Annotated in this window: 25 protein-coding genes; 14 read left to right on the top strand and 11 right to left on the bottom strand. The window is 62.3% G+C overall.

Features of this window, described 5'->3' with window-relative positions:
• Position 1 precedes the first annotated feature (1 nt).
• Positions 2 to 214 (bottom strand): hypothetical protein, encoded by a 213-nt coding sequence (locus tag P9254_RS02335; protein ID WP_067328203.1) that lies wholly within the window; start codon positions 212 to 214, stop codon positions 2 to 4.
• Between the two features lie 162 nt (positions 215 to 376).
• Between P9254_RS02335 and ade the strand changes: the two genes are divergently transcribed.
• Positions 377 to 2,188 (top strand): adenine deaminase, encoded by a 1,812-nt coding sequence (ade, locus tag P9254_RS02330; RefSeq protein ID WP_278053929.1) that lies wholly within the window; start codon positions 377 to 379, stop codon positions 2,186 to 2,188.
• Between the two features lie 60 nt (positions 2,189 to 2,248).
• Here ade and P9254_RS02325 read toward each other — a convergent pair whose 3' ends face one another.
• The gene (locus P9254_RS02325) at positions 2,249 to 3,412 is read right to left on the bottom strand and encodes an alpha/beta hydrolase (RefSeq protein WP_095825232.1); all 1,164 of its coding nucleotides are present in this window, start codon (positions 3,410 to 3,412) and stop codon (positions 2,249 to 2,251) included.
• A 106-nt stretch (positions 3,413 to 3,518) separates the two neighbouring features.
• A complete protein-coding gene (locus P9254_RS02320; RefSeq protein ID WP_179294602.1) occupies positions 3,519 to 4,628 on the bottom strand; it encodes an alpha/beta hydrolase in 1,110 nt (369 codons plus the stop codon).
• Between the two features lie 215 nt (positions 4,629 to 4,843).
• Between P9254_RS02320 and ilvA the strand changes: the two genes are divergently transcribed.
• Together ilvA and P9254_RS02310 are read left to right on the top strand one after the other, a co-directional pair.
• The gene (ilvA, locus tag P9254_RS02315; RefSeq protein ID WP_278053931.1) at positions 4,844 to 6,100 is read left to right on the top strand and encodes a threonine ammonia-lyase IlvA; all 1,257 of its coding nucleotides are present in this window, start codon (positions 4,844 to 4,846) and stop codon (positions 6,098 to 6,100) included.
• Complete coding sequence (locus tag P9254_RS02310; protein ID WP_278053934.1) at positions 6,097 to 6,669, top strand: DUF1697 domain-containing protein; 573 nt, start codon at positions 6,097 to 6,099, stop codon at positions 6,667 to 6,669. Before ilvA ends, P9254_RS02310 begins: the two co-directional genes overlap by 4 nt.
• 12 nt (positions 6,670 to 6,681) lie before the next feature.
• On the opposite strand, the gene P9254_RS02305 is transcribed toward P9254_RS02310, so the two are convergent.
• The gene (locus P9254_RS02305) at positions 6,682 to 6,969 is read right to left on the bottom strand and encodes a DUF2218 domain-containing protein (protein ID WP_067328442.1); all 288 of its coding nucleotides are present in this window, start codon (positions 6,967 to 6,969) and stop codon (positions 6,682 to 6,684) included.
• A gap of 125 nt (positions 6,970 to 7,094) precedes the next feature.
• Positions 7,095 to 7,535, bottom strand: a complete 441-nt coding sequence (gloA, locus tag P9254_RS02300; RefSeq protein WP_278053935.1) for a lactoylglutathione lyase — start codon at positions 7,533 to 7,535, stop codon at positions 7,095 to 7,097.
• Positions 7,536 to 7,794: 259 nt separating this feature from the next.
• On the opposite strand from gloA, the gene P9254_RS02295 reads away from it, so the two are divergent.
• The 3 genes from P9254_RS02295 to P9254_RS02285 all read left to right on the top strand — a co-directional run bounded on the left by P9254_RS02295 (position 7,795) and on the right by P9254_RS02285 (position 9,878).
• On the top strand, positions 7,795 to 8,388 hold the full coding sequence (locus tag P9254_RS02295) for a cold-shock protein (protein WP_066998870.1): 594 nt from the start codon (positions 7,795 to 7,797) through the stop codon (positions 8,386 to 8,388).
• 194 nt (positions 8,389 to 8,582) lie between these two features.
• A complete protein-coding gene (locus tag P9254_RS02290) occupies positions 8,583 to 9,095 on the top strand; it encodes a DUF192 domain-containing protein (RefSeq protein ID WP_278053937.1) in 513 nt (170 codons plus the stop codon).
• Positions 9,096 to 9,110: 15 nt separating this feature from the next.
• The gene (locus tag P9254_RS02285; RefSeq protein WP_067328218.1) at positions 9,111 to 9,878 is read left to right on the top strand and encodes an alpha/beta fold hydrolase; all 768 of its coding nucleotides are present in this window, start codon (positions 9,111 to 9,113) and stop codon (positions 9,876 to 9,878) included.
• Between the two features lie 122 nt (positions 9,879 to 10,000).
• On the opposite strand, the gene speB is transcribed toward P9254_RS02285, so the two are convergent.
• Both speB and P9254_RS02275 read right to left on the bottom strand, forming a co-directional pair.
• Positions 10,001 to 10,966, bottom strand: coding sequence for an agmatinase (speB, locus tag P9254_RS02280; protein WP_278054221.1), 966 nt, complete (start codon positions 10,964 to 10,966; stop codon positions 10,001 to 10,003).
• 41 nt (positions 10,967 to 11,007) lie between these two features.
• Positions 11,008 to 11,622 (bottom strand): HD domain-containing protein, encoded by a 615-nt coding sequence (locus P9254_RS02275; RefSeq protein WP_278053939.1) that lies wholly within the window; start codon positions 11,620 to 11,622, stop codon positions 11,008 to 11,010.
• A 121-nt stretch (positions 11,623 to 11,743) separates the two neighbouring features.
• Here P9254_RS02275 and cysE point away from each other — a divergent pair, with 121 nt between their 5' ends.
• A complete protein-coding gene (cysE, locus tag P9254_RS02270; RefSeq protein ID WP_127248415.1) occupies positions 11,744 to 12,592 on the top strand; it encodes a serine O-acetyltransferase in 849 nt (282 codons plus the stop codon).
• 138 nt (positions 12,593 to 12,730) lie between these two features.
• Positions 12,731 to 12,934: a DUF3126 family protein gene (locus P9254_RS02265; RefSeq protein ID WP_040969488.1), complete on the top strand. Its 204-nt coding sequence runs from the start codon at positions 12,731 to 12,733 to the stop codon at positions 12,932 to 12,934.
• A gap of 64 nt (positions 12,935 to 12,998) precedes the next feature.
• On the opposite strand, the gene P9254_RS02260 is transcribed toward P9254_RS02265, so the two are convergent.
• Positions 12,999 to 13,547 carry a hypothetical protein gene (locus tag P9254_RS02260; protein ID WP_278053941.1) on the bottom strand — a complete coding sequence of 183 codons (549 nt, stop codon included), beginning with the start codon at positions 13,545 to 13,547 and terminating at the stop codon, positions 12,999 to 13,001.
• Positions 13,548 to 13,979: 432 nt separating this feature from the next.
• Between P9254_RS02260 and clpP the strand changes: the two genes are divergently transcribed.
• The 4 genes from clpP to hupB all read left to right on the top strand — a co-directional run bounded on the left by clpP (position 13,980) and on the right by hupB (position 19,334).
• Positions 13,980 to 14,609: an ATP-dependent Clp endopeptidase proteolytic subunit ClpP gene (gene clpP, locus P9254_RS02255; protein ID WP_066998854.1), complete on the top strand. Its 630-nt coding sequence runs from the start codon at positions 13,980 to 13,982 to the stop codon at positions 14,607 to 14,609.
• A 296-nt stretch (positions 14,610 to 14,905) separates the two neighbouring features.
• Positions 14,906 to 16,180, top strand: coding sequence for an ATP-dependent Clp protease ATP-binding subunit ClpX (gene clpX / locus P9254_RS02250; protein WP_059185169.1), 1,275 nt, complete (start codon positions 14,906 to 14,908; stop codon positions 16,178 to 16,180).
• A gap of 274 nt (positions 16,181 to 16,454) precedes the next feature.
• The gene (gene lon, locus P9254_RS02245; RefSeq protein WP_067328448.1) at positions 16,455 to 18,866 is read left to right on the top strand and encodes an endopeptidase La; all 2,412 of its coding nucleotides are present in this window, start codon (positions 16,455 to 16,457) and stop codon (positions 18,864 to 18,866) included.
• Between the two features lie 195 nt (positions 18,867 to 19,061).
• Positions 19,062 to 19,334 (top strand): DNA-binding protein HupB, encoded by a 273-nt coding sequence (hupB, locus tag P9254_RS02240; protein WP_027166452.1) that lies wholly within the window; start codon positions 19,062 to 19,064, stop codon positions 19,332 to 19,334.
• Between the two features lie 82 nt (positions 19,335 to 19,416).
• On the opposite strand, the gene P9254_RS02235 is transcribed toward hupB, so the two are convergent.
• Positions 19,417 to 20,439 (bottom strand): aldo/keto reductase, encoded by a 1,023-nt coding sequence (locus P9254_RS02235; protein WP_127215145.1) that lies wholly within the window; start codon positions 20,437 to 20,439, stop codon positions 19,417 to 19,419.
• Between the two features lie 188 nt (positions 20,440 to 20,627).
• Here P9254_RS02235 and P9254_RS02230 point away from each other — a divergent pair, with 188 nt between their 5' ends.
• Together P9254_RS02230 and P9254_RS02225 are read left to right on the top strand one after the other, a co-directional pair.
• Complete coding sequence (locus tag P9254_RS02230; RefSeq protein ID WP_067328228.1) at positions 20,628 to 21,194, top strand: SIS domain-containing protein; 567 nt, start codon at positions 20,628 to 20,630, stop codon at positions 21,192 to 21,194.
• Between the two features lie 4 nt (positions 21,195 to 21,198).
• Positions 21,199 to 21,942: a creatininase family protein gene (locus P9254_RS02225; RefSeq protein ID WP_067328230.1), complete on the top strand. Its 744-nt coding sequence runs from the start codon at positions 21,199 to 21,201 to the stop codon at positions 21,940 to 21,942.
• Between the two features lie 39 nt (positions 21,943 to 21,981).
• Here P9254_RS02225 and P9254_RS02220 read toward each other — a convergent pair whose 3' ends face one another.
• Both P9254_RS02220 and P9254_RS02215 read right to left on the bottom strand, forming a co-directional pair.
• Positions 21,982 to 22,899 carry a carbohydrate ABC transporter permease gene (locus P9254_RS02220; protein WP_278053951.1) on the bottom strand — a complete coding sequence of 306 codons (918 nt, stop codon included), beginning with the start codon at positions 22,897 to 22,899 and terminating at the stop codon, positions 21,982 to 21,984.
• An 8-nt stretch (positions 22,900 to 22,907) separates the two neighbouring features.
• A complete protein-coding gene (locus P9254_RS02215; protein ID WP_278053953.1) occupies positions 22,908 to 24,029 on the bottom strand; it encodes a carbohydrate ABC transporter permease in 1,122 nt (373 codons plus the stop codon).
• Positions 24,030 to 24,165: the final 136 nt, after the last annotated feature.

Genomic DNA, 24,165 nt, shown 5'->3' with positions numbered 1-24,165 from the left:
TTTACTTCGGCGGGTTGCGCACGCGATCCTCCAGGTCGCGCTGGTTCTCCTCGGGAGTGGCCAGCCGCGTGAAAGCATATTCGGCTAGTAACGAACCGGCGATGAAGATGGCGATCGGCGCGGCCCATGCCCAGAATGAATGCAAGGTGAAGAAGGCCAGGCCGGCGCTACATGCCGACAGCATGAAAATTGCGAACCGGATCGTTTTTGCCATCTCTTCTGCAACCCAAATAGCCGGAGATCCAGTCTAGGCGAGATTTCGCCCTGCTGCCGGAGAGATCTGTCGGGAACCGGTCCTGCCTTAAAAACAAAGCAGTTTTGCCAACTGGTCAAAACCGCGCCAGCTTGGCACAGTCGGGCAAACAGGAGTTTCTTCATGGCGAGCCGCACCAATCCGACGAAACCCAAGCCCTGGACCGAAGTGGCGACGCAACTGGTCGACGTCGCGATGGGGCGCCGGGCTGCCGATCTCGTGATCCGCAACGGGCGCTGGGTGAATGTCCATTCGGGCGAGATCATTCCGGGCACCGACATCGCCATCGCGGCCGGACGTTTCGCCTATTGCGGGCCGAATGCCGGCCACACGATCGGGCAGGGGACCAAGGTGGTCGATGCGGGCGGCCGCTATCTGGTGCCCGGCCTCTGCGATGCGCACATGCACGTCGAAAGCGGCATGGTCACGGTGACGGAATTCTGCCGCGCGGTGATCCCGCACGGCACCACCTCGATGTTCATCGATCCGCACGAGATCGCCAATGTTCTGGGCCTGCCGGGCGTTCGGCTGATGCATGACGAGGCGGTCGCGATGCCGATCAACGTCCATGTGCAAATGCCGTCCTGCGTGCCTTCGGCGCCCGGCCTGGAGCATGCCGGCGCGGAGCTTACGGTCGCAGACGTCGCCGAGGCGATGACCTGGGAGAATATCATCGGCCTTGGCGAAGTGATGAATTTCCCGGGAGTCGCCGCCAACGATCCGGTGATGTCGGGCGAGATCGCCGAGACGGTGAAGGCCGGGAAGACCGTCGGCGGCCACTATGCCTCGCGCGATCTCGGGTTGCCATTCCACGGCTATGCCGCCGGCGGCGCCGAGGATGACCATGAGGGCACGCGCGCCGAGGATGCGATCGCCCGCGTGCGCCAGGGCATGAAGGCGATGCTGAGGCTGGGGTCCGCCTGGTACGACGTCGCTGCGCAGATCAAGGCGGTCACCGAAGGCGGCATCGACCCGCGCAATTTCATCCTGTGCACCGACGACAGCCATTCCGGCACGCTGGTGCATGAGGGTCATATTGATCGGGTGGTGCGGCACGCCATCAGCCAGGGCCTGAAGCCGGTGACGGCGATCCAGATGGCGACGCTCAACACCGCCCAGCATTTCAGGCTGGAACGCGAGGTCGGTTCGATCGCGCCGGGGCGGCTGGCGGATCTTTTGATCGTCTCCGATCTTGCCCAGATGACGATAGACGAGGTCTATGGCCGCGGCGTCAGGCTGGCGAAAGCCGGCAAGCTCGAGATCGACATTCCGGCCTATGATTATCCCGGGACGGCGAAAAACACGGTCAAGCTCGGCAAAAGGCTCAAGGCGTCTGACTTTGACATCGCCGCGCCACAGGGTGCCAACGAGGTGCGGGCGCGGGTGATCGGCGTGATCGAGAACCAGGCGCCGACCAGAGCGCTCGAGGCCGACCTGCCCGTCGAGGACGGGCTGGTCGCCATGGATCGCCGCAACGACATTTGCCAGATCGCCCTGGTCGAACGCCACAGGGGCACGGGCGGCGTCACCAACGCCTTCGTGTCGGGCTTCGGCTATGTGGAAGACTGCGCGATGGCCTCGAGCGTGGCGCATGATGCGCACCACATCATCGCCGTCGGAACCAACAAGGAGGACATGGCTTTAGCCGTCAACCGGCTGAGCGAGGTCGGCGGCGGCGTCGTGCTTTACTCCAAGGGCAAGGAACTGGCGCTGGTGGAAATGCCGATCGCTGGGCTGATGTCGGACGAGCGCGCCGAGATCGTCGCGGCCAAAGCCGAGCAGTTGACGGAAGCGATGCGCAAGGTCGGCTGTTCGCTCAACAACGCCTACATGCAGCATTCGCTGCTGGCGCTGGTCGTCATCCCGGAACTCAGGATTTCCGATGTCGGCCTTGTCGACGTGACGTCGTTCCAGAAGGTCAATCTGTTCATCTAGCATGTGCCGATGTTCGGGTGAGGTCAGCCTGACCGAACCTCGACACGCCCTAACCGGTGCTCAGCCGCCGGTGGCGATCGTCAGCACCCTGAACGGCGTGGTGATGACCACCTCGGCGACCGAGCCGACCGCCTTGCCGAGACCCTGACCGATATTGTTGAGCTGCGTTGGATCCGGCTCGTCGGAGGCAAGACCGGCAGGCGTGCGCAGCCGATTGCCGAGCAACTGCACCAGGATCGGATTGTCGGCGAATTTGGCATGGTTCAACCGGTCTCCGCCCTTGGTTCGGGTCAGATCGACAACCGTCACGCCGTAGTTGGCGAGATCAGCCGCGTTGTCGTAATCGCCAACGCGCGGCTTTTCGCCGGAAATGAAGCTGGACAGCTTCAGCGCCCGGTCGTCGCCCGAGAGCAGGATGGCGAAAGGCTTGTCGGGCTTGCCATAGCGGATCATCTGCTTCTTGAAGACATCGACGTCGATGTCAGGCGAGGCGAGGATGACGTAGCCGAGCTTGCCGTTGAGATCGCGGTCGCCGGTGATGGCGAGCTGGCGCAAAGCTTCCATCGTCAGCCAGGTCCCCATCGAATGGGCAATGATGTCAATGCTTTTGGCGCGTGACTTGGCAAGCATCCTCAGTGTCGCTTCCAGGTCGTCGCGCGCGGCGGTGGAGCTGTCCTTGTCATAAATGTAGCCGGTTGTCTTGCCGCTCGACGCCCACGAGAACAGCACCGGTGTGCCCGGATAATTCGTGTCGTGCGCGATCTGCGTCAGGCGGTAAACGCCATCGTCGAAGCCGTTGTTGAAGCCGTGCACGAAGACCAGGGCGCGGTCGCCGCGTATGGCAATATCGGTGCCGACCGCCTTGGCGAATTGCGAGGCGTTCCCATAGTGGACGACATCGGTTGCGGTGAACTGCCTGGCCGGAATGCTGTCGGCCGAACCCTTGGCTCGCTCGATCGCGCCAACCTGGTGGATCTTTGGAACCGTGACATCGACGCGCGCGTAGCTGGTGGTCAGCGAACGGTCGCCGTCGAAAACCTGCCGCGGGTCCTTGGTCGCCTGCTGCCGGGTCGTGGCGACGAAGATCTCGTGCTTGGCCGCAATTTCGGATGCAGGCGCGGTAACGGCCTTCCGATTGAGCAGGTCATGCGCGTTCTGCCCGGCGCAGCCCGTCAGGGCGAGCGTGAAGGCAAGGCCAAGGACGATCTTCCAACGCACGATCACCCGGGATCCCCCAAGGGCGGCAAACCTCTCGGGCTCCTTCGATAAAGCCAGCGAGCGGTCTGGTCCAGTTCAAAGTCCGTGCAGGGCGGCAACCGCGTGAACACGGTTATTGAGTGGCGAGCTGGCTGATCCGGTCGGTGACGTCGCGGTCGCTGGCAAAGCCGTCGTCCTGGCGCAGCCGCTGGCCGATCATCTTCACCAGCATCGGGTTGTCGGCGAATTTGGTGTGGTTGAAGCTGTCGTTGCCCTTCACCTTGGAGAGGTCGACCACCGTGACGCCGTAGGAGGCGAGGTCGGCCGCGTCCCTGTAGTCGCCGACGCGCGGCCGTGCACCGGCAATCAGGCCGGAGAGCCGGAGAGCGCGGTCGTCGTCCGACAGGAGCAGGATGAACGGCTTGTCGGGCTTGCCGTAGCGGCGCATCTGGCTCTTGAAGACATCGACGTCGATGTCGGGCGAGGCCAGGAGAACATCGCCGAGCTTGCCGCCGAGGTCGCGGTCACCGGTGATGGCGAGCTGTCGCAGTGTTTCCATCGTCACCCACGTCCCCATCGAATGGGCGACGATGTCGATGCGGCGCGCACCGGTCTGCGCCAGCATTCTCAGCGTCACTTCCAACTGGTCGCGGGCGGCGGCGGCACTTTCCTTGTCATAGACATAGTCGGTGGTCTTGGCGCCCGAAGCCCATGAAAAAAGCACCGGCGTGCCGGGATAGCCGGAATCGTGAACGATCTGGGTCAGACGGTAGACGGCATCGTCGAAACCGGTGTTGTAGCCGTGGACGAAGACCATGACGCGGCCGCCGCGGGCGTCGATGTCGGCATTGAGCGCGCTGGAGAATTTCGGCTGCGTGTCGTAGCCGACGACCTCGGAAGCCATGAAATATTTGGTCGGATCGTTCGACGTCCCGCGCGAGCGGCGCTCGATCTGACCAGTCTCATGAACCGGCGGGACGGTGACGTTGACGCGGGCGTAATTGAGCGTCGCCGAGCGCTCGCCGTCGAAAACCTTGTTCGGGTCGTCGGAGCGCTTGCGGGTGGTGGCGATGAAGATCGAATGGTTGCCGGCGATCTCGGTCGCCGTCGTCGGCACCACGACGCTGCCCAGGATTTCCTGTGACGGTCGTCCCGCGCAGCCTGCAACCAGCAAGGCCAGGGCAATGATGCAAATCGTCTTCAAATGCACGTCGAAACTTCCATTCCGGCCGCAATTGGCCATCTGCCTCCGCGAAATCTCCCGGACAGGGGAAGTGCGGCGGAAGTAAGTCGTGTCCAGCGGAAATTTGATCGGCGGGTGCCAACCGCCTTGGCACTGTTGCGCGAAAACCAAAGTGGCGGCAGCAGGCCGGCGAGCGGCTGCATCGGTGGCCGCGAAAACCAAACTATGCAATAGGCTTGGGCTGCGAACCACATGGTCTCGGAGCCGGTTGCCTCATGAACAGTTTTTCTTCCCGCGTCGCAGCCGCCGCGGAGGCGATCCGCGGGATCTTTCCGGAAACGCCGCTGCAGGAGAACGACTATCTGTCGAAAAAGACCGGCGCCCGCATCCTTCTGAAGCGCGAGGACCTGACGCCGGTCCGCTCCTACAAGATCAGGGGCGCCTTCAACTTCTTCCGCAAGGCGCTCGCCGCCGGCAACAATGCCGAGCTGTTCGTCTGCGCCTCGGCCGGCAACCACGCGCAGGGCTTTGCCTTCGTCTGCCGCCATTTCGGCAAAAAGGGCGTGGTGTTCATGCCCGTGACGACGCCGCAGCAAAAGATCGACAAGACGCGCCTTTTCGGCGGCGATTTCGTCGAGATCAGGCTGGTCGGCGACTTCTTCGACGATTGCTATCGCGCCGCCTTCGAGTTCACCGAAGCCGCCGGCGCGCATATGGTGCCACCCTTCGACCACAAGGACATCATCGAGGGGCAGGCGACCGTCGCCTATGAGATCGCAGCCCAGATGCCGGGCGGGCGCATACCCGACATCGTCATGCTGCCTGTAGGCGGAGGCGGCCTGGCTGCAGGCGTCACCCACTATTTCGCAGACCAGCACCGTGAATTGCGCTTCGTGTTTTGCGAGCCGGCGGGCGCGCCTAGCCTTAGCGAGAGTCTCGCCGGCGGCAAGCGGGTCAGGCTCGCCAAGGTCGACAACTTCGTCGATGGCGCGGCGGTGGCTGAAATCGGCCGCGAGCCGCTCCGCCATCTCAAGGAATTCACCGCCGACGCGGTGCGCCTTGTCCCGGAAAACCGGCTTTGTGCGACGATGATCGAGATGCTCAATGTCGAGGGCGTGGTGCTGGAGCCAGCCGGCGCATTGGCAATCGATGCGCTCAAGGATTTTTCGCGCAAGGAGATGAGGGGCAAGACCATCGTCGCGATCGTCTCGGGCGGCAATTTCGATTTCGAGCGCCTGCCGGACGTCAAGGAACGAGCGCTGCGTTTCGAAGGGCTGAAGAAGTACTTCATCATCCGCTTCCCGCAGCGGCCGGGCGCATTGCGCGATTTCCTCGAAATGCTCGGCCCGGACGACGATATCACGCGCTTCGAGTATCTCAAGAAGTCGGCGCGCAATTTCGGCTCGGTGCTGATCGGCATCGAGACCAAGGACCGGCGCAATTTCGATCTGCTCAAGGCCAATTTCGACGCCGAGGGCGTGCAGTATCAGGACATCACCGACAACGAGACGCTCGCGGGGTTCATCATATGAGCGGGCCAAAAACGGCCGACAAAGGAACGGTGTTCGTAGCCCTGTTTTCCGGCATCAATGTCGGTGGCAACCGCATCGTCAAGATGGCGGAGCTGAGGTCGTTCTTCGAAGACCTCGGCTCCACAGACGTATCGACCTACGTGCAAAGCGGCAACGTCGTGTTTCGTGCCAACAACAGCGATGCTGCGGCGCTGACCAAAGCACTCGAAGCGGCCTTCGAGAAGAAATGGGGGTTCAATTCCCGCATCATGGTGCGCAATACCGGCTGGTTTGAGCGCCTGGTGAAGGACAATCCCTATCCGGAGGTTGCCGGCGAGCCGACCAAGCTGCATGCCTATGCGCTGGAGCGAGAGCCGACCGCGGAAGAGGCGAAGCGGCTGGCGGAAAAGTGTGCCGGCCCGGAGCGCTTCGAGATCAAAGGCGACGTGCTTTACCTGCATGCGCCGGAAGGGCTTGGCAAATCGGTGTTTGCCAATCTTATTGGGCGAACGCTCAAGGTGCCGGGCACGGCGCGCAACTGGCGCAGCGTGCTTGCGCTGCTCGAAATGGCCAGCAAGGCCGCCGGCTGACGCTCAATTCTTTCAGGCAGCCTTCTGCCAGTCGAAGGTCAGCTCCTCGCGGAAGGCGAAGCGCTTGATGTGGTCGGCGACCACGGTTTCCAGCCGCTCGAGCGAGGCGGCGTCGTCAGCGGCGACCGCGATGTGGAGAGCCTTGTCGTCTGCATCCATCACGGTGCGGCCGAGCGAGAGCTGGATGGCGCCGTGATGCGGGTCGAATTCGACCGGGAACTTGTGCGCCCAGTGCTTGCAGAGCTGCTGCAGATAGCGGCTGGCGTTTTCAGTGGCGACGTCGGCGCGGCTGGTCGGCATGAAATTCTCCCGGCGGATCAAGAAAAGCGCCAGCCTGATCTGGCTGGCGCCACAAGCGCTTAGATAGGCGCGATCCGGCAAAACGCCATAGACCGGCCGGTCAAATCCCCGGGAGGGGCAGGCGCCTACCAGCTTCCCGTATTCGACATCGAGGCCCATGGCTCCGCCTTTGCGTTGGCCGGGCCTTTCTGCAGCAGCTCGATGGAGATGCCGTCCGGCGAGCGGATGAAGGCCATGTTGCCGTCGCGCGGCGGCCGGTTGATGGTCACGCCATTGTCCATCAGCTTCTGGCAGGTGGCGTAGATGTCGTCGACCTCATAGGCGAGGTGGCCGAAGTTGCGGCCGCCTTTGTACTCCTCCGGATCCCAATTGTAGGTCAGCTCGACCAGCGGCGCCTTCTCGGCAATGCCGCTTTGCTCGTCATCGGGCGCGGCGAGGAAGATCAGCGTGTAGCGTCCCTGCTCGTTCTCGTAGCGACGCACTTCCTTGAGGCCGAGCTTATTGCAGTAGAAATCGAGAGATTGATCGATGTCGGCGACGCGGACCATTGTGTGAAGATAGCGCATATCGGATTCCTCGCGGCGTTACGTTTGCGGCGCACCATAGGAGCCGCTCCGCCAAAGGGCAATCGTCCGACAAAACCGATGGAGTGATCGATTTCAGCCGCGCCTTTGCGCTTCAGGCCGCACCGGTAAACAACAATTGAGGCTTTCCGGTGCTCAACGGTGAAAAAAGGCACGTCAGGTCTTGCACACCCCGGAAGCCGCAGTGTTAATCTGATGGCAAGAATCACTAGCGGTTGCAGTTGGAAAAGGGGGCGTTCTTATGGGGGAAAAAGCCTCTTTTACGAGGCGGGACGGAAGCCTTGACGACGCCTTGACGCGAGACAGTGGCGGCGACTCCGCCGGGCTTGTCGAAATCGCCGGCGCTATCAAATGGTTCGACGTGGCCAAGGGCTACGGCTTCATTCTTCCGGACGACGGCGTCTCGGGTGATATTCTCCTCCATGTGACATGTCTTCGAAGAGACGGCTTTCAGACCGCGCTGGAGGGCGCGCGCGTCGTCTGTCTCGTCAAGCAGGGCGAGCGTGGCCTGCAGGCTTTCCGGGTTCTTTCCATGGACGCCTCGACAGCGGTGCATCCGGCCGAGCAGGAGCAACGCACGCATGTCACCGTGACTGCCGAGAGCGGGCTCGAGCGGGCGCTGGTGAAGTGGTTCAACCGCACCAAAGGCTTCGGCTTCCTGACTCGGGGCGAGGGCACCGAGGACATCTTCGTCCATATGGAGACGCTGCGCCGCTACGGCATCACCGAGCTGAGGCCCGGCCAGGTCGTACTGGTTCGCTTCGGACGCGGCGACAAAGGCCTTATGGCCGCCGAAATACACCCCGATATGGGCACCTTGCCGGTCTCGCATTAAAGCGCGGCCCGACGCGCCTTAATTTTTTGCTTGATGCATGTCCGCCAAAACCGCTTCGCAGTTTTGGGCGACGTGCATAGGGCTCTCAGAATACGATCAGGATGCCCTGCCAGGTGCAAGGCCGTTCCTGTCCAAAAAAACCGGTTCCACTCGCTCGGATCCTGGTCTAGGACAGGGCCTGGACGAGGTATCACATGGCTCATCGCAACTGGCTGACCGCAGGAGCGCTTTGCGCCGCCATCGCTCTGGCCGCCATTTTCAGCGCCTTGAAACCGAGTTCGGCGGACGGTCAGGCGATGATGCTGCCTGCCGATCCGACGCCGCTTGTCGCGATCACCGGCTCCGGCAAGCATTCCTTCTCCATCGAGATCGCCGACAGCTCGGAAGAACGCGAGGCCGGGCTGATGTACCGCAAGGACATGGCCGACGATCACGGCATGCTGTTCGTGTTCGAGCGGCCCGCTGAGGTGAATTTCTGGATGAAGAATACACCGATGCCGCTCGACCTGGTCTTTATCGGCCAGGACGGCAGGATCAAGGCCGTCAAGCGTGGCGAACCGGAATCGGAGGCGATCATCTCGCCCGGACAGCCGGTAAGCTTCGTGCTTGAGCTGAAGGCGGGAACGGCCGCCAAGGACGGTCTGAAGGACGGCGATCTCCTGCGTCACCCAGCGATCGATAAGACCTCGGGCGCCGGCTCCAACTGACCGCGGCTGCACCAGATGCAATATTTTTCCCATGACGGCTTCGAACTCGCTTACCTCGACCGCCGACCGGCGTCCGGTCAGGGCGATCCGGTGCTGATGATCCACGGCTTCGCCTCCAGCCACTACGTCAATTGGGTCTCGCCGGGCTGGTTCAAGACGCTGAACGACGCGGGGTACCGCGCCATCGCCGTCGACAATCGCGGCCACGGTGCGTCGACGAAGAGCTACCAGGAGGCGGACTACACGCCGGCCAAGATGGCCTCGGACGCGGCCGCGCTGCTCGATCACCTCGGCATCGAGCACGCCCATGTCATGGGCTATTCGATGGGCGCGCGGGTATCCGCCTTCATGGCGTTGTCCAATCCGGACAAGGTGGCGACGCTGGTGTTCGGCGGCCTCGGCATCGGTCTTGTCGACGGCGTCGGCGACTGGGATCCAATCGCCGATGCGCTTCTGGCCGAGGATCCTGGTACGATCAGCCATGCGCGCGGCGGCTCGTTTCGCGCCTTCGCCGACCAGACGCGCAGCGACCGCCGGGCGCTGGCCGTCTGCATAGTCGGCTCACGCGCGTCAATGAGCGAGGACGATGTCGCGCGGATCGCCCAGCCGACCCTGATTGCCGTCGGGACCAAGGACGACATCGCCGGCTCGCCCGACGAGCTTGCCGCGCTGATGCCCCACGCAGAGGCTTTTCGCATCGAGGCCCGCGACCACATGCTCGCCGTCGGCGACAAGAGCTTCAAGCAGCGCGTGCTGGAGTTCTACGCCGAAAATCCGCTCTGACCCATACCGTCCGCTGCGGGCGACGACGCGTCTAAAGCAGGTTGCGCGAAACGCGACCTGCTTTTGACCTTTGCGATGTCCTTTTCCCGAAACTGGAAGCACTTCGGGGAGAATGCTTTAGACTAGCCGCGCGTTCTCCTGTCGGCGATGGATTTCGCCATGACGCAAAGCAGCTCGAACATCATGGTCGCGCCGGCAAGCGCCGTCATGCCGCCAATATCAAAAGGAGGCGCGACCTCGACGACGTCGGCTCCGGCGAAATTCAATCCGTCGAGCAATCGAACCAACTCCTGCACCTCGCGGGTGGTGAAGCCGCCGAGCTCCGGCGTGCCGGTGCCAGGGGCCATCGACGGATCGATGCAATCGATGTCGAAGGTCACGTAAGTGAGGCTGTCGCCGACAAGATCGCGTGCTTCCTGCATGACGGAAGCGGTGCCGCGTTTGACGAACTCTTCCATATATACGATGCGCACGCCCTGAGCGGTCGCCCAGTCGTGTTCGCCCGGCTCATAGATCGAGCCTCGAATTCCGATCTGAATAACCCGCTTCGGGTCGAGCAGCCCTTCCTCGATCGCGCGGCGAAAGGGCGTCCCGTGTGTATAGGGATTGTCGCCGAAGTAGCGGTCGTTGGTGTCGGAATGCGCGTCGAAGTGGATCATGCCGACGGGGCCCTTGCGGGCGATGGCGCGCAGCACCGGCAAGGTCGTCAGATGATCGCCGCCGGCGGCCAAAGGAAGAGCGCCGTCAGCAACGATGGCGGCAATGCCGTCCTCGATGCGCTTCAATCCGTCGAGCAAGTTGATGGGATTGACCGAGAGGTCTCCCACATCGGCGACATTGGCAATGCTGAACGGCTCGGTTCCCGACACGTGGTGGACGCGGCGCATCAGGCTCGACTGGTTCCTGATTTCGCGTGGACCGTGGCGGGCGCCGGCCCGATTGGTCGTGCCGCCATCCCAAGGAATCCCGACAAGGGCAATATCGAGCCCCTTCGCGTTCGGCACCGCCGGCAGCCGCATGAAGGTGGAAAGCCCGGCAAATCGCGGCACCTGGGCGGCGTCGATGGGTTGGAAGAAGTTGTTTTCCATGGTGTCGGTCATCCCAGAGGCGTTCACGTTTGGCGTGGCGATCAGGTCTGTTGAGACTGGTGTTGCAGGACCTGCAGCGATCGGACCAGATTTTCCCTGGCCCGCGCCTCGAACCGATCGCGAAACGGTTGTGTGTAGAAAATATGCGGACGGGCCAGGAAGCTCGTCAGGACAGCCGCGCGGCCGGCGCGCCACATCGGTTCCTCGACCCAGCCATATTCGCGCCGGACCGCCTTCTCGTAAGCGTCGAAGCGGTTCGGGTCGGCGCCGAGGATCGCGAGGTCCAAGTCGAGGAAAAGGGCGGCATCGCTCGCGGCACCCTCATCTTCGAGCGGCGGCAACTGGTGCGTGGTGGTGGCGCTGATCATGGCCAGAATCCGGGCAAGCCGGGCCGGGTCGGTGCGGCCGGAGAGTTTCCTTGCTGCGAGCACCGCGCTCTTTGCCTCGTTGTCCTTGGCGCGGCTGTCATAGACTGCGTCATGGAACCAGATCGCCGCTTCGACTCCTTCTGGATCATTAAGAAGGTGCCGGTGTTCGGCTGCCAACGCCAGCATCGCTTCGATGTGAGGCAAGCCGTGATAGTGGCGATCCGCTGCCTGATAGAGCGTTGTAAGCTCGCTTTTCAGCGCATCGTCGATCAAGGGTTCGTTTTCCATCGCCGCTTGAATCTCGGTGAACCAAGTTCATTTGACAAAGCACTAAGGAAAATTGAGTTCAACCGTGTTATGATCTGGCCTATATGTGCCGCCGGATGAATGAGCAGGCCGGAGACCGCCGATGAACAGCGTTACGATAGCCCGCCCCAGCATGGTGCAGCCGGTCGACCCGATCTGGCGCGCGATCAGGGATGAGGCGATGGAAGCGGTAAACCGCGATCCGTTGCTGGCTGCTTTCCTCTATTCCACCATCCTCAATCAGGAGAGCCTGGAAGAAGCGGTCATTCACCGCCTGGCCGAGCGCCTGGCGCATCAGGATATCGGCTCCGATCTCATCCGGCAGACCTTCAAGGCCATGCTTGCCGACGATCCGGAGTGGAGCACGACGGTCCGCGTCGACATCCAAGCCTATTACGATCGCGACCCTGCCTGCGACCGCTTCATCATGCCGGTGCTTTATTTCAAGGGCTTTCATGCCATCCAGACGCACCGTTTGGCGCATTGGCTGTGGAACCAGAGCCGCAGGGACTTCGCGCTCTACCTGCAGAGCCGCTCGTCCTCGGTGTTCCAGACCGATATCAACCCGGCCGCCCGCATCGGCAAGGGCATTTTTCTCGATCACGCCACCGGCCTGGTGGTCGGCCAGACCGCCGTCATTGAGGACGACGTCTCGATCCTGCACGGCGTGACGCTGGGCGGCACCGGCAAGGCCAGCGGCGACCGCCATCCGAAGATCCGCCGCGGTGTGCTGATCGGTGCCGGCGCCAAGATCCTCGGCAACATAGAGATCGGCCATTGCTCGAAGATCGCGGCCGGTTCGGTGGTGCTGTCGCCCGTGCCGCACAACAAGACGGTCGCCGGCGTGCCGGCGCGTGTCGTCGGAGAGACCGGCTGCGACCAGCCTTCGCGACAGATGGACCAGCTCCTGCCCTCGCAGACGATGGACCACGTCGTCAGCTTCGACATCTGATTCTGCGGTCATCGCCAGCGGCCGGAGTCCGGTCGCCACTCCAGGCGTCGGTTGTTATGCTGCCGGCTTGCCTTTACATCGCCATCGTCGGCGTGTCAGAAGCGCGTTCCAACGAACAGCCGCATTCGGAGAAGACCTTTGAAGCCAGACGAAATCAGAAAGCTGGACGCCTACTTCAAGCGCGTCTTCCAGAATCCCAAGCTTCAGGTGAAGGCGCGCCCGCGCAAGGAAGACTCTGCCGAGGTCTATGTCGGCGACGAATTCCTCGGCATCGTCTTCAAGGACGAGGACGACGGCGACTATAATTTCTCGATGGCGATCCTCGACGTCGACCTGGCCTAAGCCGGCATTCCGGCCGGGCTCGCCATGCCGCCCCGGTCGGAAACACCCCTGCGTGATTTTCCGGCTAGTCCACGCAATGCCGCGGGATATGCACCCGCCGCCAGTCGGTCGAGCCTTCCCGCACCACCACCCGCCGCGCCACCCTACGGTATGAGGGCGCGATTTCCGTGATGCGCCGCTCTCCTGGCCGCACCAGCACCTCGCGGGCGACGCCTTCGTATTCGGCCGGAAAGACGACGCGCCGGACGCGCTCCGGCTCGACGATGACCGTTGTGGCAACCCGCGCGTAGCGCGCCTTACGCCACACCTTGCACAGCACCTTGCGGCCGTGGATGACCCGCCATTCCCAGGCATAGCCGCCGTTATCCACCTTGACCGTGTCATAGACGGTGCGCGTCACGGCCGGTACGACTTCATAGCTGATGCGAGGCGTGGCGATCTGTTCGATGCTCTCGGTCGTGCCGTAGATCGGCGGGTCATAGTGGACGAGCTGGCCGCCGGGGCTCACCACCACGTCTTCATAGACCGTGTCGTAGATCGCCGGCCGATGCACCGGCTCGTAGCATTCGAGCGTGCGGCCGCCGGCCGCGGCCTGCGACACGGCCGCAAGCATTGCGAGGCTGGTCGAGGCGAGCGATGCGGCACCCTTGCGAAGGGAGCTCTTGCAAAAGGAACTCGTGCAAAAGGAACTCTGGCTAAACACGACGTTCACCCGTTGAAAAAAGGACGCCGGTTCAACGCGGGAGCGTATCGGAAGGTCCGCCATGGACGGGGATTTCACGGCTTGTCGTTAAGCAGCGCGGTTAAGAAACTGCTACCGTGGCGGCCGGGTAGCGCCCTCGCATTTCGGGCAAAGGGCCATCTCCGGCGCAACCCGCAGCATTTCCTTGGGCCGAGCCGCTTGCTTCGACTTAACCAGATGGCTAGGAGGGGCGGCCTTGCGCTAGGGTGAGCCGGCATCCTATTTAGGATTCAACGATCCAGAACCGATTCCGCCCGATTGCTCAGGTCTACGGCGCCGGAATCCATCCAACAAGGGTAGTCCATGAAGAACCCCGTCGAAACCTACATGAACCTCGTTCCGATGGTGGTCGAGCAGACCAATCGCGGCGAGCGTGCCTACGACATCTTCTCCCGCCTGTTGAAGGAACGCATCATCTTCATCACCGGCCCGGTCGAGGACGGGATGGCGACGCTGGTTTGTGCACAGCTTTTGTTCCTCGAGGCGGAGAACCCCAAGAAGGAAATCAACCTGTACATCAACTCGCCGGGCGGTGTGGTGACATCGGGCATGGCGATCTACGACACCATGCAGTTCATCAAGCCGGCGGTATCGACGCTCTGCATCGGCCAGGCAGCCTCGATGGGCTCGTTGCTGCTTTGCGCCGGCCACAAGGATATGCGGTTTGCCACGCCGAACGCCCGTGTCATGGTCCATCAGCCGTCCGGTGGCTTCCAGGGCCAGGCGTCGGACATCGAACGTCATGCGCAGGACATCATCAAGCTGAAGCGCCGCTTGAACGAGGTCTATGTCAAGCACACCGGCAAGAGCTATGACGAGATCGAGCGGACGCTCGACCGCGACCATTTCATGACCGCCGACGAGGCCAAGGAGTTTGGTCTGATCGACAAGGTCATCACGACGCGCGAACTTGGCGAAACCCCCGCCGCATAGGCTCTGATTGGGGGCTGAATGGCGGGATAACGCGCTTTTGGCGCGGCTTGCGGCATTTCGGCCACAATTGCCTGTTCCCTCAAGGTTCGGGATTGCCTACGTTAAGGCTATGTTGATTTTCGACGGCTTAGCTTTGCATGGGGTTGCTGCGAATCATTGTCGCGTTTTCTGATTGTGTTTCGGACGGAATGCGCTGTGTGAGCCGGGGCACTGGCGCCGGCGGATTCCTGCGATAGATTGGTGAGACGCCAATGCGACCAGACCATCGGCTGGCAGGGCGGTGAAAGGACAGAAAAATGAGCAAAGTTAGCAACAACGGCGGCGATTCAAAGAACACGCTCTATTGCTCGTTTTGCGGCAAAAGCCAGCACGAAGTGCGCAAGCTGATCGCCGGTCCGACCGTCTTCATCTGCGACGAGTGCGTCGAACTCTGCATGGACATCATCCGCGAGGAGAACAAGACCTCGATGGTGAAGTCGCGCGAGGGCGTGCCGACCCCGCAAGAGATCCTCAAGGTTCTCGACGACTATGTCATCGGCCAGCCCTACGCCAAGCGGGTGCTGTCGGTGGCGGTCCACAACCACTACAAGCGCCTCGCGCATGCCGGCAAGAACAACGACGTCGAATTGGCAAAGTCGAACATCCTGCTGATCGGGCCGACCGGCTGCGGCAAGACGCTGCTCGCCCAGACGCTCGCCCGCATCATCGACGTGCCTTTCACCATGGCCGACGCCACGACGCTGACCGAAGCCGGTTACGTCGGCGAGGACGTCGAGAACATCATCCTGAAGCTCTTGCAGTCGGCCGACTACAATGTCGAACGTGCGCAGCGCGGCATCGTCTATATCGATGAGATCGACAAGATCTCGCGCAAGTCGGACAACCCGTCGATCACCCGCGACGTCTCGGGCGAGGGCGTGCAGCAGGCGCTGTTGAAGATCATGGAAGGCACGGTGGCCTCCGTGCCGCCGCAGGGCGGCCGCAAGCACCCGCAGCAGGAATTCCTGCAGGTCGACACCGCCAACATCCTGTTCATCTGCGGCGGCGCCTTTGCCGGACTGGACAAGATCATCTCGGATCGCGGCCGCAAGACCTCGATCGGCTTCGGCGCAACCGTGGCGTCGCCCGAGGATCGCCGCACGGGCGACCTGTTCCGCCAGGTCGAGCCGGAGGATCTTTTGAAATTCGGCCTGATCCCGGAATTCGTCGGCCGTCTGCCGGTTCTGGCGACGCTCGAGGACCTCGACGAGCCGGCGCTGATCCAGATCCTGACGGAGCCGAAAAACGCGCTGGTCAAGCAGTATCAGCGGCTGTTCGAGATGGAGAATGTGGATCTCACCTTCCACGAGAACGCGCTGTCGGCGATCGCCAAGCGCGCCATCGAGCGCAAGACCGGCGCGCGCGGCCTGCGTTCCATCATGGAAGCGATCCTGCTCGACACGATGTTCGAGCTTCCGGCGCTGGAAGGCGTGCGCGAGGTGGTGATCTCGGAAGAGGTGGTCTCGGGTAACGCCCGGCCGCTTTACATCTATTCCGAGCAGAAGGAAAAGAAGGGCAATGTCAGCGCCTGAAATGGCACTGATCCGGCAAATTTTCATGGAACGGCGCCCGTGTGGCGCCGTTTTGCTGTGAGGGGCTTACCTGTAGGTGATGGAGTGGCTGATCAAAGCATGCTAACCCTTGATCTTTGCACCGCCCGCATCCACCTAACAGCGGAAGGCCGAGGGCCTGAATTCTGCGCTGTAAAATTCCCGTCACAAACGGTGGTAGGCGGAACGACGCTCGGTCGTTAATATAAGATTCGCGGTTGGCTCAATTAGCGGCCGCGACATGAAAGGTTGGACAATGGCCAAAATATCCAGGGCTTCCGGCGACGGCGTGTTTGCAGTCCTCCCACTGCGCGACATCGTCGTGTTCCCGCACATGATCGTCCCGCTCTTTGTCGGGCGTGAAAAGTCGATCAAGGCGCTGGAAGAAGTGATGGGTCAGGAAAAGCAGATCCTGCTTGCCACCCAGATGAACGCAGCCGACGATGATCCTGAACCCGATGCGATTTTCGACATCGGCACGCTCGCCAATGTGCTGCAGCTCCTAAAGCTTCCCGATGGCACTGTGAAGGTGCTGGTCGAGGGCGCCTCGCGCGCCAAGATCGTCTCGTTCACCGAACGTGCCGACTTCCACGAGGCCCGCGCGACCGCGTTGGTCGAGCCGGAGGAGGAAGAGGTCGAAATCGAGGCGCTGGCCCGCTCGGTCGTCACCGACTTCGAAAACTACGTCAAGCTGAACAAGAAGATTTCGCCCGAAGTGGTAGGTGCCGCCAGTCAGATCGACGACTATTCCAAGCTCGCCGACACCGTTGCCTCGCACCTGGCCATCAAGATCCCCGAGAAGCAGGAGATGCTCGCCACGCTCTCCGTCAAGGAGCGTCTCGAGAAGGCGATGGGCTTCATGGAAGCCGAGATTTCCGTGCTGCAAGTGGAGAAGCGCATCCGCAGCAGAGTCAAGCGCCAGATGGAGAAGACGCAGCGCGAGTACTACCTCAACGAGCAGATGAAGGCGATCCAGAAGGAGCTCGGCGAGGGCGAGGACGGCCGCGACGAGGCTGCCGAGATCGAGGCGCGCATCAAGAAGACCAAGCTTTCCAAGGAAGCCCGCGAGAAGGCGGAAGCCGAGTTGAAGAAGCTGCGGTCGATGTCGCCGATGTCGGCTGAATCGACGGTCGTGCGCAACTATCTCGACTGGCTGCTGTCGATCCCGTGGGGCAAGAACTCCAAGGTCAAGCAGGATCTCGGCTACGCCCAGGACGTGCTCGACGCCGATCACTTCGGCCTCGACAAGGTCAAGGAGCGCATCGTCGAGTATCTCGCCGTGCAGAGCCGTCAGAAGAAGATCAAGGGTCCGATCCTGTGCCTCGTCGGCCCGCCCGGCGTCGGCAAAACCTCGCTCGGCAAGTCGATTGCCAAGGCCACGGGGCGTGAGTTCATCCGAATGGCGCTCGGCGGCGTGCGCGACGAGGCCGAGATCCGCGGTCACAGGCGGACCTATATCGGCTCGATGCCCGGCAAGGTCATCCAGTCGATGAAGAAGGCCAAGAAGTCCAACCCCCTCTTCCTGCTCGACGAAATCGACAAGATGGGCCAGGACTTCCGCGGCGATCCGTCGTCAGCCCTGCTCGAGGTGCTCGATCCGGAGCAGAACTCGACGTTCATGGACCATTACCTCGAAGTCGAATACGACCTGTCGAGCGTGATGTTCGTGACGACGGCGAACACGCTGAACATCCCTGCGCCCCTGATGGACCGCATGGAGATCATCCGCATCGCCGGCTACACCGAGGACGAGAAGATCGAGATCGCCAAGCGGCACCTGATGCCGAAGGTGATCCGCGATCACGCGCTGCAGCCGAACGAGTTCTCGGTCGGCGAGGACGCGATCCGCGGCATCATCCAGACCTACACCCGTGAAGCGGGCGTCAGAAGCCTCGAGCGCGAGCTGATGAAGCTCGGGCGCAAGGCGGTGACCGAGATCCTGAAGACGAAGAAGAAGACGGTGAAGATCACGGCCGATAACCTCGCCGATTATCTCGGCGTGCCGCGCTTCCGCTTCGGTCAGGTCGAGGCCGACGATCAGGTCGGCGTCGTCACGGGTCTTGCCTGGACGGAAGTCGGCGGCGAGCTGCTGACGGTCGAGGGCGTCATGATGCCCGGCAAGGGACGCATGACGGTGACCGGCAACCTGCGCGACGTGATGAAGGAATCGATCTCTGCAGCGGCCTCTTACGTCCGCTCGCGGGCCATCGATTTCGGCATCGAGCCGCCGCTGTTCGACAAGCGCGACATCCACGTCCACGTGCCGGAGGGCGCGACCCCCAAGGACGGCCCGTCGGCGGGTGTGGCGATGGTGACGGCGATCGTGTCCGTGCTCACGGGCATTCCGGTCCGCGCCGATGTGGCAATGACCGGCGAGGTGACGCTGCGGGGCAGGGTGCTGCCGATCGGCGGCCTGAAGGAGAAGCTGCTTGCCGCGCTGCGCGGCGGCATCAAGAAGGTGCTGATCCCGGAAGACAATGCCAAGGACCTGGCGGAGATCCCGGACAACGTGAAGAACAACATGGAGATCATTCCGGTGTCGCGGGTCGGCGAGGTGCTGAGGCACGCGCTGGTCAGGATGCCGGAGCCGATCGAATGGGTCGAGCCGGTCAATCCGCCGGCCGGCGCGGACGCCGGCGACGACGCCGGCAAGTCGCTTGCGCATTAGTTTCTTCTAAGGTTGCAATGCACAAAGAGAGAGCCGGGCTTTCAGCCCGGCTTTTTCATGTGAAAAATCTCCGAAAAAGTGGAAAAAAGCCCGGAATTCTGCGGTTTTCGGCTTGGGTTCCGGAACGCTTCTTTCTAAAGTCCGTTTCCTGCCGGATGAGTCGTAGTTCCGGTTTTCTCATGGAAGGGAATTTTTATGAACAAGAACGAACTGGTGTCCGCCGTCGCCGACTCCGCAAGCATTTCGAAGGCTGATGCGCAGTCCGCCGTCGATGCGGTGTTCTCTGTGATCACTGGCGAACTGAAGAAGGGCGGCGATGTCCGGCTTGTCGGCTTCGGAAATTTCACCGTGTCAAAACGTGCTGCTTCGACCGGCCGCAACCCGCAGACCGGCGCGGAAGTGAAGATTCCGGCGCGCACCGTGCCGAAGTTCTCGGCCGGCAAGGGCCTCAAGGACGCGGTCAACTAAGACCTTTTCTTTTTAAGATCAGATGAGCCGGGCTTGCCCGGCTCTTCTTTTTGTGACCCGCGCCAGGGGCACATGTGTGGCATCAGCCGGTAGGCGCGTCGGCGCGCATCAGGCCTTCTTGCTTGAGATCCGCCCACAAAGCTGCCGGGATCTTCACGTCGAGCAGTGCACGGTTGCTTTCGACTTCGGCCGGCCGTTGGCCGCCGGGTATTACCGACATGACGGAAGGGTGCCGCAGCGGGAACTGCAACGCCGCCTCGATCAGCCGCACGCCATGGCGCTTGCAGACCGCCTCGATGCGTGCCACGCGATCGAGCACGTCTTTTGGCGCCTCTGTGTAGTTGTAGAAGGCGCCGGGCTTCGGCCCTGTCGCCAGGATGCCGGAATTGTAGGGCCCGCCAAGAACGATGCCGATGCCGCGCTTCTCGCAGAGCGGCAGGAAGCTCGCAAGCGCATCCTGCTCGAGCAGCGTGTAGCGGCCGGCGAGCAGAAAGAGGTCGAAATCGCCGCGCTCGGCGAGCGTCTGGCAAACCTGCCACTCGTTGATACCGCCTCCGAAGGCCTTGATCACGCCCTGGTCACGCAGCGCGAGCAGCGCGTAATAGCCCGAAGACATGAACTCCTCGATGCGCCGGTCGGAAGCCTCCTTACTGCCATGGGTGAAGATGTCGACATCGTGCACATAAAGGATGTCGATGCGGTCGACGCCGAGACGCTCCAGCGAGGCCTCGAAGGAACGCATCACGCCATCGTAACTGTAATCGTAAACTTCCCGGCGCGAGGGCGTGTCGAAGAACTTGCCGATGCCGGTTCGCTGGTCGGGCGCAGAGACGCGCATGAGGCGGCCGACCTTGCTCGACAGCACATAGTCGTCGCGTTTCTTGCCGCGCAGGAAGGGGTTGAGCCGGGTTTCGGAAAGGCCAAGGCCATAGAGCGGAGCGGTGTCGAAATAGCGGCAGCCGGTTTTCCATGCCGCCTCCAGCGTGGCATTGGCATCCTCGTCCGAGACGGCGCGGTAGAGATTGCCGAGCGGCGCGGTGCCGAAACCAAGCTCGGTGAAGGTGATGCCGCCATTGCCGATGCGGTCGAAATGCCGTGTCTTCATATCCGCACGATGTCCTGGATTGATTTGTCTGACATGACACTATCACGCCGGTGGCACAGCAAAAGCGTCGAGGCTCGTTGGACACGAATTTTCGCGGTGATAGCATGAACGAAAACAAGCGTTTCGCGCCGAACGCGACCGCAAAGCCGCATGCCTATCAAGACATCGGCAGACAGGATTAGGCAGCCATGACGCAAGCCGGATCGGAGTTGTTTGCGACAGCGCTGGGCGAGCTCGGCGCCGTGTTGGGGCGCATCGATGACGGTCGGGTTGACGCCGCCTGCGCAATGCTCGCCGGCGCTGGCAAGATCGTCGTCTATGGCTGCGGCCGCGAAGCGCTGCAGGTCAAGGGTTTCGCAATGCGGCTCTTCCATCTCGGCCTGCCGGTTTCGGTGGTCGGCGATATGACCACGCCGCCACTCGGCCAGGGCGATGTATTCCTGGCGAGTTCCGGACCGGGCGAGACCGCCACCGTTCTCACCTTGATGCGCGTGGCCAGGGCGGCCGGCACCAAGGTGGTGTTGCTCACGGCCGAACCGGCGGGCAGCGCGGCAAAGCTTTCGGACTTCACGCTGCTCGTTCCGGCCCAGACCATGGCGAGCGACCAAGGCGCCGCCAGAAGCTCGGTGCTGCCGATGGGCTCGCTGTTCGAGGCAGCGCTTTTCCTGTTGTTCGAGGTGATGGTGCTGAAACTCGAGGCGCTCACCGGCGCAACGCCGGAGACGATGCGCGCCCGGCACACCAACATGGAGTAGGGGCATGCGCTACGAACTGATGCTGCCGCACCAGATCCGCAAGGCGATCGAGGAGAACTGGCCGGTCGCGCTGCCGCTCGGCGTGCTCGAATACCATGGCGAGCACATGGCGGTCGGCATGGACACGCTGGCCGTCATCAAGACGCTCGAGCTTATCGAGAAGGAGCGGGACATCGTCATCCTGCCGCCCTTCTATTATGGCGCGGCGAGTTATGCCGTGGCGCCGCCGGAAGGCAGCGGCTCGGTGCAGGTCGGCGGTCCGGTGCTGGCGCCCTTTGCGGAGGAATTGTTCTACGGCCTGCTGCGCATCGGCTTCCGCAACATCCACGCCATCATCCATCACCAGACCGAGAATTTCGTTGCCGGCATGCCGACCGATCTCGCCTTCAAGACCGCCGGCCGGCAGGCAATTTTCCGCTTCCTGGAGAAGGAACGCGGCGAGGGCTGGTGGGGCTCGGACACGATGGTCGATTACTATGCCGGCCATGCCCAGGGCGAGAACGTCTTCAACTGGGTGCAGGTGCACCCGCTGATGCCGGCCACAATGACCGGCAAATATCCGTTCGACCATGCCGGCATCGGCGAGACATCGCTGATGCAGGCGCTATGTCCCGAAGCGGTGGATGCCGGTCATTTCGCGGACAATACCGGCTGGTACACAAAAGGCGCATCGGATGCGTCGGCCGAGCTGGGCCGGAAGGGTGTGGCGATGATCCTCGAGCATTTGCGGGCGATATTGCGGGTCTAGCTCAACTTCTCCCCACAAGAAGGGGGAAGGGCACGGCGCCTACTTCACCGAACCGGCCGTCATGCCCATGATCAGATAGCGTTCGAGCGCGATGCCGATGATCGCCAGCGGCGTGATGGCTGCCGTCGCCAGGGCTGCCATCGACCACCAGTTGATACCTTGCGAGCCGGTCTGGCTCGCCACCATCACGGGGATGGTCTTGGCATCCGTCGACGTCAGAAGGGCGGCGAAGAAATATTCGTTCCAGCAGAGCACCATCGCCAAGATGAAGGCGGCGACCATGCCGGGGAGCGCGATCGGCATGACAATGCGGAAGAAGGCGCCCCAGATCGACAGGCCGTCGACGAGTGCCGCCTCCTCGAGCTCGACGGGAATGGAGTTGAACTGGTCGCGCATGATCCAGATGACGATCGGCAGCACCATCAGCGTGTAGAGGAGCACAAGGCCGATGCGGGTGTCGAGCAGGGCCACTTCGCGGTAAAGCACCAGGAAGGGCAGCGCCAGCACCACGGGCGGCAGGATCAGCTGCGAGAGGAAGAAGAAGGAGATATCCTCGTTCTTGAACCAGGCGAACTTGTAGCGGTAACGCGTCAGGCCATAGGAGGCCAGGCTGCCGATAATGATGGCGAGGCTCGACGCGCCGACAGAGGTAATGACCGAGTTCATGAAGCGTTTCAGGAACTCGTCGCGCACCGTCGAGGTCTGGACGATCGAATCCGGCGACAGGCCGAGTGAGCGCCAGCCCTTCCAGTCTGGCTGGAAGTCGACGAAGGGGATGAGGTGCCCCTGCGTGACATCGACCGCCGACTTGAACGAAGTGGTGATCGTCCAATAGATCGGGAACAGGCAGACGAAGGACCAGAACACCAGGGCGCCATAAATGAAGACGCGGCTGGCGAGGAAGGCCGCCGGGGAGCGGATATCGGAAACGGTATATTCGGTGGTCTGGACGCTCATATGGACGCTCAGTTGACGTTGCGCACGAAGCGACTGGCGAGCTTCAGCAGCCAGGTGACAAACACGACGATGATGATCAGATAGACCATGGCGAGCATGGTGCCGTAGCCGACATTCGAACGGTCGCGATATTCGCGGTAGATGAAGCTCGAAACGGAATCGGTCGCGCCGCCGGGCCCGCCGGACGTCACCGTAATGATGATGTCGGCGAGCTTCAGCTTGAAGATGATGCGCAGGATCACCGCCGTCACGGACACGGGCAGCATCAGCGGGAAGGTAACCTGCCAGAAGGTCTGCCATGTCGTCGCGCCGTCGACGCGCGCCGCCTCGATCACCTCACGCGACATGGCCTGCAGGCCGGCGAGCAGCATGATCATCATGAACGGAATGAAGGTCCAGGCGTCGAGCACCATGATCGAGATGCGCGCGATGATCGGGTCGGAGAAGAAGGCGGGATTGTCCCAGCCGAGATGGCGCGCCAGCGTCGATGCCGGTCCGAACCGGTATTCCATCAGCGACTTGCCAACCATCCAGGAGACCGCCACCGGCGACAGCATGAGCGGCAGCAGGAAGACCACACGGAAGAATTTTCTGGCGCGGATCTGCGCGTTGAGCAGCAGCGCCAGTCCGAAGGCGATGACATATTCGACCAGCACCGCCAGCACATAGAGGACCATGTTGAAGAGCGCGTTGCGGTAGTAGGGGTCGGCCAGCATCTGCCAGAAATTGTCGAGACCGTTGAACCTGCGGCCAGCGAAGGAGCTGAGGTTCCAGTCGGTCAGCGCGATATAGAAGCCGAACAGCGTCGGGAAGATCACCATGGCGACGGTGAAGAGCAGCGCCGGCAGCAGGAACAGCGCGCGCTGGCCGTCCTCGCCGCGCGTCAGCACTTGCCAGGCGCCGAGCGCCACGCCCCACAGCACATAGGCGTAGACCACCGGACGCCAGGTATAGAAGCCGATCGTGTCGACCTCAGTCTTGTAAAGGATCTGCATGACGATCGTCGCCAGCAGCACGAGCGTCGCGGCGATCATCAGGGCCCAGCCGAGGCGCTTGCGGCCGGGAGGGATCAGATCGGCCGCTGCGGAGTTAGCCGGCCATGCATTGGCGGTTGAAGTCTGGTCAGCCACGCCTCTCGCCTCTACCTTGCTTTGATGCAATTCCGGAGGAAAACCGCTTCACGCTTTTCCTGGAATTGCTGGAAGTCCAAATGACCGGCCATTGCCGGTCAACATGCGGCCCGGCGACCAGGTCGCCGGGCCGCGA

This window comes from Mesorhizobium sp. WSM4983 (genome assembly GCF_029625765.1).
Lineage (GTDB): Bacteria > Pseudomonadota > Alphaproteobacteria > Rhizobiales > Rhizobiaceae > Mesorhizobium.
Note: the sequence above shows the minus strand (reverse complement) of the source record. Positions and strands in the feature narration are given on the sequence as shown.

Excerpts from the sequence above, each read along its gene's own strand:
- gloA (WP_278053935.1), bottom strand. The coding sequence starts at position 7,535 with ATGCGCTATCTTCACACAATGGTCCGCGTCGCCGACATCGATCAATCT.
- P9254_RS02310 (WP_278053934.1), top strand. The coding sequence starts at position 6,097 with ATGAGCGGGCCAAAAACGGCCGACAAAGGAACGGTGTTCGTAGCCCTG.
- ade (WP_278053929.1), top strand. The coding sequence starts at position 377 with ATGGCGAGCCGCACCAATCCGACGAAACCCAAGCCCTGGACCGAAGTG.
- P9254_RS02225 (WP_067328230.1), top strand. The coding sequence starts at position 21,199 with ATGCGCTACGAACTGATGCTGCCGCACCAGATCCGCAAGGCGATCGAG.
- clpP (WP_066998854.1), top strand. The coding sequence starts at position 13,980 with ATGAAGAACCCCGTCGAAACCTACATGAACCTCGTTCCGATGGTGGTC.
- ilvA (WP_278053931.1), top strand. The coding sequence starts at position 4,844 with ATGAACAGTTTTTCTTCCCGCGTCGCAGCCGCCGCGGAGGCGATCCGC.
- hupB (WP_027166452.1), top strand. The coding sequence starts at position 19,062 with ATGAACAAGAACGAACTGGTGTCCGCCGTCGCCGACTCCGCAAGCATT.
- P9254_RS02320 (WP_179294602.1), bottom strand. The coding sequence starts at position 4,628 with ATGGCCAATTGCGGCCGGAATGGAAGTTTCGACGTGCATTTGAAGACG.
- P9254_RS02275 (WP_278053939.1), bottom strand. The coding sequence starts at position 11,622 with ATGGAAAACGAACCCTTGATCGACGATGCGCTGAAAAGCGAGCTTACA.
- P9254_RS02295 (WP_066998870.1), top strand. The coding sequence starts at position 7,795 with ATGGGGGAAAAAGCCTCTTTTACGAGGCGGGACGGAAGCCTTGACGAC.
- P9254_RS02220 (WP_278053951.1), bottom strand. The coding sequence starts at position 22,899 with ATGAGCGTCCAGACCACCGAATATACCGTTTCCGATATCCGCTCCCCG.
- P9254_RS02260 (WP_278053941.1), bottom strand. The coding sequence starts at position 13,547 with ATGCTTGCGGCCGTGTCGCAGGCCGCGGCCGGCGGCCGCACGCTCGAA.
- cysE (WP_127248415.1), top strand. The coding sequence starts at position 11,744 with ATGAACAGCGTTACGATAGCCCGCCCCAGCATGGTGCAGCCGGTCGAC.
- P9254_RS02305 (WP_067328442.1), bottom strand. The coding sequence starts at position 6,969 with ATGCCGACCAGCCGCGCCGACGTCGCCACTGAAAACGCCAGCCGCTAT.
- P9254_RS02335 (WP_067328203.1), bottom strand. The coding sequence starts at position 214 with ATGGCAAAAACGATCCGGTTCGCAATTTTCATGCTGTCGGCATGTAGC.
- speB (WP_278054221.1), bottom strand. The coding sequence starts at position 10,966 with ATGGAAAACAACTTCTTCCAACCCATCGACGCCGCCCAGGTGCCGCGA.
- clpX (WP_059185169.1), top strand. The coding sequence starts at position 14,906 with ATGAGCAAAGTTAGCAACAACGGCGGCGATTCAAAGAACACGCTCTAT.
- P9254_RS02230 (WP_067328228.1), top strand. The coding sequence starts at position 20,628 with ATGACGCAAGCCGGATCGGAGTTGTTTGCGACAGCGCTGGGCGAGCTC.
- lon (WP_067328448.1), top strand. The coding sequence starts at position 16,455 with ATGGCCAAAATATCCAGGGCTTCCGGCGACGGCGTGTTTGCAGTCCTC.
- P9254_RS02290 (WP_278053937.1), top strand. The coding sequence starts at position 8,583 with ATGGCTCATCGCAACTGGCTGACCGCAGGAGCGCTTTGCGCCGCCATC.
- P9254_RS02285 (WP_067328218.1), top strand. The coding sequence starts at position 9,111 with ATGCAATATTTTTCCCATGACGGCTTCGAACTCGCTTACCTCGACCGC.
- P9254_RS02235 (WP_127215145.1), bottom strand. The coding sequence starts at position 20,439 with ATGAAGACACGGCATTTCGACCGCATCGGCAATGGCGGCATCACCTTC.